Origin of the sequence: uncultured Kocuria sp., from assembly GCF_947500125.1 — a bacterium.
Lineage (GTDB): Bacteria > Actinomycetota > Actinomycetes > Actinomycetales > Micrococcaceae > Kocuria.
Genome location: NZ_CANMRA010000058.1, coordinates 1 through 8917, shown reverse-complemented (window position 1 = coordinate 8917; position 8917 = coordinate 1). Strand labels below are relative to the sequence as shown.

Sequence of the window (8917 nt, the reverse complement as noted above, 5' to 3'; positions counted from 1 at the left end):
ACCGCTAAAATGTACAATTTAGCTATGATTCGGATTCCCGCAACGCAAGCCCGGCAGCGGTGGGCGCAGACGATGGACTCCGCCCGTCGGAACCCGGTGACGATCACGGACCACGGGCGAGAGACCGTGATGGTCCTGGACATCGAGGTTGCCCACAGGGCGCTGCGCGCCCTGGAAGACGCCGAGGACGCTGCGGCGGCTGATGCGGCTGCGGCGGCGATCGAGGCCGGCGAGGAAACGGTTCCGCTGGAGGACATGGCCCGCGAGCTCGGCTTGAAGCTTGAGTGAGCGGTATGCGGTCAAGCTGAGCAAGCGTGCCGCGAAGGAGCTCCGTAAGCTCGACCGACCCGTGCAGGCCCGCATCGTGGCCGCCCTCGCACTGCTGCGTGATGATCCTCGGCCGGCGACCGTCAAGGCTTTGGTGGGCCATCCCGGGTACCTGCGAGTGCGGGTGGGTGACTATCGGATCGTTTACACGGTCCACGAGGGAAAGCTCCTCGTGCTGGTGCTGACCCTCGGGCATCGAGGGGCTATCTACCGCGACCTACCGTGAGACCCCACTACCTGCGCGGAGAGGGGGTTCCGGTGCTGGCAGATGCTTGAGACCTCTCCTGCACGCCTGGAAACGTGCTGCGCCGCTGGGCGCTCACTTCGGCTGGGGCTATCAGGCCGATCAGGGGCAGGAGGCTCACTGTGTTCATCGTGAACAGACGTCAAAAGCGGGTGAGCACAATTGGGACGGCCGCGGAGATCGCGGCGGACCTGGGCATGTCCCGGTCCACCATGTTCCGCAGGATCAAGGAACAGGAGGACGCGGAGACGGCCACCGCCTGACCGCCCGGCCACAGTGCCCCGGCCCCCTTCATCGGGAGTCGGGGCACTGCCATGCCCGGTCACCGTGGCAGGGTGGCATCCGGGTGTGAGAGCTTTTCTGACAGTCTGTTTATTTCCCGCCAATCCGCGGAAGTTTGGACGTGGAACCTGCCAACCTGTCACGCGCTGAGAGCTTTGCTGTGGCACGCTGGGCACCATGAGCGCCGATGACAGCCGCCCGCGTGAGGCGATCCTGAACCTGGAGGAAGCGGCCCGAGCTGCTGGTGTCTCCCCGTCCACGTTGCGCCGGCATCGGGACGTGCTGCGCCAGTACGGCGCGGAGATCGGTCCCCGGTGGGCTGTGCCGATCAGTGCTCTGCAAGCCTCTGGACTCATGAAGCCGAGGACTCCACCTGATCAGCCGGCCTCTGCTCCGAGTAGCACTGACGCGCCCACCGAGGACGACGTGCACGAGCGGATCAGGGAGCTGGAGCGGGATGCCGTGGAGCAACGACACCGTGCTGAGATCGCGGAGCTGCGCCGCCGTGCCGAGGTTGCCGAGGCCCTGGCCGATGAGCGCGGACGGATGGTTGAGATCCTCAGTCAGAAGATGCTCACGGCAGGACCGGCCACCACGGCGCCGGAGACGGCTCCGCAGTCTGCGCCCGGGACTCCGGAGCACCCAGGACCGGAGAGGCCCACACCGGAACACACAGCGCCCCAGCAGTCCCGGTGGCGACGCTGGATCACCACGAGAGAACCGAACCGATGAACCTAGACGAGCTGCGCGCGTCGATTCTGGAGCACCTGGGATCACGCTGGACGAGGACAAGGACGAGGACGAGCACGAGCATGAGGACCTGGACGGCGTGCACGATGACGTGCTCATCACGGCCACCGGGACGCACTTCGACGCGCTGACCGACTGGCTCGACGCCACCGACACGGGGCGGCACGTACACCTGGACCGAACTGGAGATGTCTGATGGCCACCAACACTGACGCCGCTGTGGAGGCCACTGCCCGCCAGTACTACGGTGCGCAGGACCTGCTACGCCCGGGGGACGCCGAGCTACAGGCCCATGGCCGTGCATCCTGGGACGCTGGCCGCGTAGACCTGGAGACCATGAAGCAGTGCCGGGACGCCGTGCGCCCGCTGGTGATCGCGGCACTGGCGGCGCTGGCCACTGACGACTGACCACGAAGACGGAGACGGCGTGCTGCTGGACGAGGTGCGCGCGCTGATCCTGGAGCACCTGGGCGTCACGGTAACCAAGCGACCCGTGCTCGACGACGAGGGCGACGAGGCTGTGGCCGTGATCGTCACCGCCAGTGCTGACCAGCTCGACGCCGTGGCCCGCTGGATTGATAGCGCCCGCATTGGGCACCTGGTCCAATTGGAGGAAGCTGGAGACGACAAAGGCCCGACATAAAGCCGGGCCTGTGGATAGCCGGAAGATGATCGTCTTGCGAAGGAGTGGATGCAGCGCGGGATCTTCCACAACAGCTCAATGCCGAGCGGGCTGATATGTCTTTCGCTCTCAGGGGAGATAGCCCCTAGTCAGAGCGCTGTTGAAGAAATCGCTGAGCTGTCAAGAGAAGTGTGGGGAGTGAAAACCTCGATCCCTCACTCACAACTACGTTCACCTGATAGCACCCGTCCGTCCGCGGTCGACGGTAAGATCGGAAACGATGCGGGCGAGCCGCATCGCGGTAGGCGCCTGATCTGGCGGCTACCAAATCAGGCGCCTCCGCGAAGAACGGAGGTGAGCAAAGGATGGAAGGACGGAATTCAAACCGATCGAACCGCTGGCCCCATCTACTCCAGGTTTTTCTGGAGCTGTCTCGATGGACCCGCCTGATTCTTTCGGTACTTCACATCCTCTAGCTCTTCCATAGTGAGAGCTGGACATGGGGGCGTAGGTGTGTTCGCTGCACAACCTGCGCCCCTTGCTCATGCCCGGAGCTCTTGGCGCGCGCCGATGACCAAGTGACGACCACCACACGCGATAACCACAGTCTAGCTTGCACCTGTTACCGGAACTAGGTGGAACCGCGCGGAAATGCGCGGAAATGCGCGGAAGTACGCGGAACTGTGCGGAAGATCGCATCACAGTGTGAGCCGGCGCGCATGCGTGACAGGCCTCTTGGTGCGTGAGATCAGGCTGTTCTAACGCTTTCGACGCGGGGCTTTTACATCGAAGCTGCCCCGTCTCCACGACACCACCACTACACCGGCGAACACCGTCAGGAGTAGGCATCCCAGCACCGTGAACAGCGACCAGGCGTGCCCCAGCCATCCCACGACAGCGAGCACGAGCATAAATACCACCAGCGACGCGAACAGTGTGAGGAGAACTTCCATCGCGGTCCTGGACACTGTTCTCCTCCACCATTTGAGGGCCCTGGTGATCGCATCGTCCCACGACGGTCCTGGTGGGCACCTGAGCTACTTGTGGCGACAGCCAGCCACGGGGCCGGCTGTGGTCCACGGTCAGCCGGAGCAGGAGCGCCCCGCCGGTCCTGGGGGTCCTGGCGCAGAAGAGGTGACCTGTCACATAGGCTGAGGCCAGAAAAAAGTTGAGCCCCCGGGACTGGCATCCCAGGGGCTCGACCTCCCCGATTGACGCGACCAATCAGGAGAAGTCTCCCCATGAGTGTACCGACCCATGAGTCGGAAGTCATTGCTTCACTGACCACGCAAGCAAGGACTATCCCCGAGGCCCTGGCCCGGCACTGGAAGGTCACGCGGTTCCACGGATCCGAGACCAAGGACGGACAGGAACAGCTCACCGACGCCGCCGGTCTGGCGCGCTTGCCGTTCTGGAGACCGCCCGTCACGCCGAACCTGTGCGCGATCTTCATCGACATCGACCGCCCCGCCGCCGGCCTGGAGCTGCACACCGCCCTCGTCCTCCCGCACATGGTGATCGACACGCCCCGGGGTGCTCAGGGCTGTTGGCTGATCGATCGCGTGCACACAGGGCCGGACGCCCGCCCTGGTCCGGTGGCTTACGCCGAAGCCGTCGGTCCCGCCCTGCGTGCCGCTCTGGGTGGGGACCTGGCAGTCGATCCTCTGCGCCCTGGCCGAGTGCGCAACCCCGGCTACGACTCCCGCGACGTGATGCCCACCGGGCTGCCGTTGTCCCGCCCCTGGAGGTTGGGAGAGATCCGGACGACCCTGGAAGACGCTGGACAGTGGCCCACCCGCTCCCGGGAGATCAGGTCCGTGCAGGCCCGTGCAGGCGTGTTCGTGGGCCGCAACGACGCGATCAACCGGGCGACTTGGTTGACGGTCCGGCACGCTCTGGAGGACGGGAGCCGGGAGCACTGGAGCTACGAGGATGTGCTCGCGGTGGCACGGCGCGTGAACCGAGAGGTTGCCCAGGCTGAGGGCGTGGAGCTGTGGCCGGACCGCGACGTGCAGCACACCGCCGCAAGCATCACCCTTAACCAGCATCGGCCTGGACGCCGAGGGATCGGCAACTCAGAGACGGCACGGGAGCTAGGGCGCAAGGGCGGGGCTGTGCGCTCCGAGGCCAAGACTGCCGCCGTCCGACAGAACGCTGACCGATCTCGAGCAGTTCGCTCCGCTGGCGCTGCGCTCCGCGCCGAGAACATCCGCGTGCTGGCCGAGCAAGGCCGCACGGATGTCGAGATTGCCCGCGAGCTGGGATGCTCCCCCAAGACGGTGCAACGTGCATTGAAAGCATACTGACTAGTGGACATTTACTAAGCCCAAGGTGAGGCGTGGTGCACAGACAGGCCCCACCCCGTGCACAAAGGCCGCAGCAGAACTTCACTGGGCGGCGTCGAGAAGTCCTCCACCCGTCGCAGGTGTGAACCGCCCCGGCGCCGCCGGCAGGACTGGGCTGGGCTACCGCCTTACGCTGACCGCATGATCAGCGACAACCGGTACTCGATGATGGACTGCCTGATGTGTGACAAGGACGGTCCTCACTACCAGTACAGCCCGGACAAAGAAAACGTCTTCCAGTGCAGCCAGTGCTTCGCCCTGTTCACTGACTCCTCCCCGAAGTGGTCCGCATAGACACTCCTTTTACCTGGCGACCACAACCAGGACACCCCAGCGGAAGATGCGTGGGGTCCTCAATGTGAGTGGGCCAGGGGTGGGGCACCTCAGCATTTGATCTCACCAGAGCGGCGCGGTGAGCGCTGCGTTCGGCCGCGGGCGGCCTCTCCCAGCTTCACCGCGCCGACCCTGTCGGAGCGTGCCCGCCACCTGGTTGGCGGTCTCGCGCCCTAGGGGGCACTCAACCGCCGCGGTGGACACGCTCCGACGATGCGAGGTATGACTAGCGTTACGTTCGCTGGCGCTCACTGCACGCAAGTCTTCCTCGCCGCCTCCTCGCTTCGCTGCGGGGGCGGGGGTGGATCTCGCAGAGCTCGACCCACAAAGGGAGGGGGGGGTCACCTCGTGGCCGAGGAGACCGAGGGACCGGTCAAGCGCACCCGCGTGGTCGCGGTGCGTCTGACCGATGGGGAGCACGCCGCCTGGGCGTCAGCAGCGGCCGAAGCCGGCTCCGGGAGGTTAGGCACCTGGGTGCGCACCACCATGGCCGGCCTGCTGACTGGCCATCGGGCGGCGCCGGCCCGTCCTGGTCCGCCCCCGGAGGTTGCTGCGCTGCGGGCGGAGCTGGCCCGGGTGGGCAACAACCTGAATCAGGCCGTGCGCGCTGCAAACGTCTCCGGCCTCGATAGGGCCTCGGCGGCGGAGCTGGTGGCTCGGGTGGATGCGGCTGAGGCCGTGATGGGTCAGATCCGGGAAGTGCTGCGGTCATGATCGCCAAGATCACCCGGGGGTCGAGGGCCGGGGACATCGCCGCATATTTGCACGGGCCGGGCAAGACCGCGATGCACACCTACCGGGACCGCGACGGGGTCGAGCAGGTCGGGGGCATCGTGATCGGGGGGACCCTGGCGCTGCGCGGGGACACCACCGGGCGGTGGGCCGCCGAGCTGCGGGAAGCGGCGGCCTCGCGCCCGGAGATCACCAAGCCGATCTGGCAGGTTTCCCTGCGCTGCGCACCGGAGGACCGGGCACTGACCGATGCTGAGTGGCGCGATGCTGCCACAGCGTTCATGACCCGGATGGGCCTGGGGGACCGCCCGTGGGTAGTGGTGCGGCACGCCGATGACCACGTGCACCTGGTGGCCTCACGGGTCACCGACACCGGGCAGGTGTGGCACGGGCGCCAGGACTACCGCCAGGCCCAGACCGCGTGTGCGGAGCTCGAGCAGGCCTACGGGCTGCAGGTCGCCCCGCGGGAGACCACGCGGGTGTCCCGGCGGGCGGCTGATCACCAGATCACCCGCGGGGAACGCCACCACGCCCTGCGTACCCATCTGCCGCCGGAGCGGGTGGAGCTGGCCACCGTGGTCCGGGCATGTGCGGCCCGGGCCGCCGGTGGCGGCACCGATGCGTTCGAGACCGAACTGGAGAAGGCGGGGGTGGCGTTTGAGGCCAATCGCGCCTCCACGGGGCGGATGTCCGGGTACAAGTTCGGTACCGGGCGCATGGACGAGGCGGGGCAGCCGGTCTGGTTCAAGGCATCCCAGCTGGACAAGACGCTGGCCTGGTCCAAGCTCTCCCAAGTCCTTGAAGCCCCATCCCCGTCCCAGCGGGTGCAGGTGCCGGAGAAAGGACTGCTGGAGTCCAAGGCCAAGTACCAGGCACGGGTAGCCGACGCCCAGGCCGAGGCCACCCAGCGCCGGCACCAGCAGATCGGCCAGGCCCAACTGGCCGAAATAGGCGAGGTCGCCAGTTGGTGGGCGAAGCGCAATGAGACCGATCCCCGCCTGATCGCCTACCAGCAGCAGATTCTCGAAACCTCCCGAATCCGGCAGATGATGGCCCGTGAGCGCCCCGTTGGGCCGCGCCGGGAGGGCCCTGGCCAGCAACGGGTGCAGGCGCGCCCACCCATGAACCGTCCCCTGGAAAGAAATACAGGCATGGAGCGCTGACCGCTGCTGGTTACCAGGCTCTGGCCACCCCGGGTGCCTCTCTCGCCTGATCTTGGGCTACCGATTGTGCGCACCGCAGACAACGAGGTAGGAGCAGATCAAACTGTGCGGCTGTATGCCGCCATTGTTCGAAATTCATCACCTTGGGCTCATCGACTGGTTCTTCAAGCCTGTGTTGTAGCTGGTTCCGGGTAGTGGGTGTCGAACCAGTTCAAGAACTCCACGACAGAACCCACCCGGGCTACCCGATCGTGGATGGCGCGCTGGTCGTGACCGGGGACGAAGTATCCGCGAGTCACCGGTGTGCCGCAGCCGCAAACGCAATGCCGACGATCCTCAGGGGCGTCGAAGTAGGTAACGGGGTTACGCGCCTTACTGACGGGAGAAGGCTTGTCCACGTATTTGTCGTAGACAGGGTGGCCCTGATGCAAAACAGTGCCGATAAGGGCACGACGGTTTCCGACAGATTCGATGTCCTCGATGGCGATAGCGAACCGTACTATGCGGCCGGAGGGATCATCGGAGGAGAACAGGGCGTACTTTTCCTGGTCCGCCCGAGCCCCGAGGACCCAGCATCCTCGGTTATGCCGGTAGAGCTCATCATGACTTTTTTCGGCGGAGTAGCCGCCCCAGGGGCGGCCAAGGTCGTCTTCTTCGGGATTCCGGGGATGGATCGGCCTGATGGTGAGCTGCAGCATGGGGGTCTCCTTTGATACCCGGCATCCCGGGGTTGAGACTATCCTTATCCATCGTTCAGCATAGTTGCAACCCTTGAGTGCACGGGTATCTATTCATCGGAGAAAAGTCCCAGCGCAGTACTCACAATGCGCATATTTGGGCTCGAAATTAGCGGCTCCTCGCAGTTGAGGGTGTAGTAGGGCCTGAAGCTGCGAGCCTCCAAGACCGATCGGTAGAAGTAGGCCAGCATGTCCGGTGTGCGCGCGTCCCGTTCGATAACACGAGGAGCATCTCTGATGAACCACCGTTTAGGCATCCGACCGAACCACGTCCTCGTGGCCCTAACCGCGTTGGCCGTCGCCACCCTCGCCGGGTGTTCATCAACAAGCGGCGGCGACCAGCCGGGCAACGAAGGTGGAGTCACCACACCGGCGGCCACCGCCTCTGCCGAAGAGACCACCTCCGCGCAGGTCGTGCCGCTCGGGCTCAACGCCGACGGACTGCTGGGTGGCAACGCGACGGTGACGGACTTCGACGCCGGCGAGCAAGGCGTGGTCTCGACCGTCGACGTCGGACAGTTCGACGCCGGCTCCGGAACGCTGCCGTTCGTCTTCCGCAACAACACCTCCGAGGCGATCTCGCACGTGAATGCCTCGGCTACAGTGCGCGACGCCGGCGGGGCGCTGACCGCCACCGGATCTTCGCAGGGCACTGTGCCCGCGCAGATCCCGCCCGGCGGGCTGGGTCTGGCCTATATCTTCCTCGAGCAAGGCGAGGTGCCAGACGGGGCCACGTTCGAGTACACGTTCGACACCTCCCCGGCGGACACGTCGTCGTACAACACCGGCGACCTGCAGGTCACCGAGGCATCAGCGACCGACGACGGAGTGATCGGCACCGCGACCAACCAGACAGACGCGACCCTGACCGGTCCCTACTCGGCCGACGTGTACTGCTTCGACGAGTCAGGGACACTGCTGTCCCACACCCGTGGTTTCGCCAACGAGATGAACGACGTCCCGCCTGCGGGAACTGTCTCTTTCTCCACCAGCTTCTACGGTGACGAGTGCCCCACGTTTTTGACCGGGGTCACTGGATACTTCAGCTAACCCCGCCGCTCACCCCTGGAGTGTCCTCTCCCCCGCGTCCTGATCGGCTTGACGGGGTTATGACAGCGTCTTCCATCTGTTGGGTTGCGAGACGTCTCGACAGCAATACCACGGCCCTGTGGAGTCCTCCGGATTTCCGCAGATCTCTGCGGCGTGGGATGGCCTGCAGCTATGTGCTGTAACCGGACAGAGGCAATCCTGTCGCGAAGGTCAGTTGCGAGACACCGCGCAGTGAGTGCAGGTCTCGGCAACTGCACCGCTAAAATGTACAATTTAGCTATGATTCGGATTCCCGCAACGCAAGCCCGGCAGCGGTGGGCGCAGACGATGGA

At 65.4% G+C, this 8917-nt stretch carries 12 protein-coding genes; 10 read left to right on the top strand and 2 right to left on the bottom strand.

What is annotated here, in order from left to right:
• The 5 genes from Q0817_RS19510 to Q0817_RS19490 all read left to right on the top strand — a co-directional run.
• A partial coding sequence (locus Q0817_RS19510) for a type II toxin-antitoxin system prevent-host-death family antitoxin (protein ID WP_298591994.1) occupies positions 1-288 on the top strand: 288 nt, incomplete at its 5' end.
• A complete protein-coding gene (locus Q0817_RS19505; protein WP_298591991.1) occupies positions 281-553 on the top strand; it encodes a type II toxin-antitoxin system RelE/ParE family toxin in 273 nt (90 codons plus the stop codon). The genes Q0817_RS19510 and Q0817_RS19505, both read left to right, overlap by 8 nt.
• A 149-nt stretch (positions 554-702) precedes the next feature.
• Positions 703-834, top strand: coding sequence for a hypothetical protein (locus tag Q0817_RS19500; protein WP_298591988.1), 132 nt, complete (start codon positions 703-705; stop codon positions 832-834).
• Positions 835-1798: 964 nt separating this feature from the next.
• On the top strand, positions 1799-2011 hold the full coding sequence (locus Q0817_RS19495) for a hypothetical protein (protein WP_298591986.1): 213 nt from the start codon (positions 1799-1801) through the stop codon (positions 2009-2011).
• A 19-nt stretch (positions 2012-2030) separates the two neighbouring features.
• Positions 2031-2246 (top strand): hypothetical protein, encoded by a 216-nt coding sequence (locus Q0817_RS19490; RefSeq protein WP_298591983.1) that lies wholly within the window; start codon positions 2031-2033, stop codon positions 2244-2246.
• 737 nt (positions 2247-2983) lie between these two features.
• Here Q0817_RS19490 and Q0817_RS19485 read toward each other — a convergent pair.
• Positions 2984-3178, bottom strand: a complete 195-nt coding sequence (locus Q0817_RS19485; protein WP_298591981.1) for a hypothetical protein — start codon at positions 3176-3178, stop codon at positions 2984-2986.
• 288 nt (positions 3179-3466) lie between these two features.
• On the opposite strand from Q0817_RS19485, the gene Q0817_RS19480 reads away from it, so the two are divergent.
• The 4 genes from Q0817_RS19480 to Q0817_RS19465 all read left to right on the top strand — a co-directional run bounded on the left by Q0817_RS19480 (position 3467) and on the right by Q0817_RS19465 (position 6798).
• Positions 3467-4531 (top strand): helix-turn-helix domain-containing protein, encoded by a 1065-nt coding sequence (locus tag Q0817_RS19480; RefSeq protein ID WP_298591978.1) that lies wholly within the window; start codon positions 3467-3469, stop codon positions 4529-4531.
• Positions 4532-4711: 180 nt separating this feature from the next.
• Positions 4712-4864 carry a hypothetical protein gene (locus Q0817_RS19475; protein WP_298591975.1) on the top strand — a complete coding sequence of 51 codons (153 nt, stop codon included), beginning with the start codon at positions 4712-4714 and terminating at the stop codon, positions 4862-4864.
• A 387-nt stretch (positions 4865-5251) separates the two neighbouring features.
• Positions 5252-5617: a plasmid mobilization relaxosome protein MobC gene (gene mobC / locus Q0817_RS19470; RefSeq protein WP_298591972.1), complete on the top strand. Its 366-nt coding sequence runs from the start codon at positions 5252-5254 to the stop codon at positions 5615-5617.
• Positions 5614-6798, top strand: coding sequence for a relaxase/mobilization nuclease domain-containing protein (locus tag Q0817_RS19465; RefSeq protein WP_298591969.1), 1185 nt, complete (start codon positions 5614-5616; stop codon positions 6796-6798). The genes mobC and Q0817_RS19465 overlap by 4 nt, the downstream gene beginning before the upstream one ends.
• A gap of 164 nt (positions 6799-6962) precedes the next feature.
• On the opposite strand, the gene Q0817_RS19460 is transcribed toward Q0817_RS19465, so the two are convergent.
• Positions 6963-7496 (bottom strand): hypothetical protein, encoded by a 534-nt coding sequence (locus Q0817_RS19460; RefSeq protein WP_146200282.1) that lies wholly within the window; start codon positions 7494-7496, stop codon positions 6963-6965.
• A gap of 315 nt (positions 7497-7811) precedes the next feature.
• Here Q0817_RS19460 and Q0817_RS19455 point away from each other — a divergent pair, with 315 nt between their 5' ends.
• Positions 7812-8585 (top strand): hypothetical protein, encoded by a 774-nt coding sequence (locus Q0817_RS19455; RefSeq protein ID WP_298591964.1) that lies wholly within the window; start codon positions 7812-7814, stop codon positions 8583-8585.
• Positions 8586-8917 lie beyond the last annotated feature (332 nt).

Excerpts from the sequence above, each read along its gene's own strand:
- Q0817_RS19480 (WP_298591978.1), top strand. The coding sequence starts at position 3,467 with ATGAGTGTACCGACCCATGAGTCGGAAGTCATTGCTTCACTGACCACG.
- Q0817_RS19495 (WP_298591986.1), top strand. The coding sequence starts at position 1,799 with ATGGCCACCAACACTGACGCCGCTGTGGAGGCCACTGCCCGCCAGTAC.
- Q0817_RS19465 (WP_298591969.1), top strand. The coding sequence starts at position 5,614 with ATGATCGCCAAGATCACCCGGGGGTCGAGGGCCGGGGACATCGCCGCA.
- Q0817_RS19485 (WP_298591981.1), bottom strand. The coding sequence starts at position 3,178 with ATGGAAGTTCTCCTCACACTGTTCGCGTCGCTGGTGGTATTTATGCTC.
- Q0817_RS19460 (WP_146200282.1), bottom strand. The coding sequence starts at position 7,496 with ATGCTGCAGCTCACCATCAGGCCGATCCATCCCCGGAATCCCGAAGAA.
- Q0817_RS19475 (WP_298591975.1), top strand. The coding sequence starts at position 4,712 with ATGATCAGCGACAACCGGTACTCGATGATGGACTGCCTGATGTGTGAC.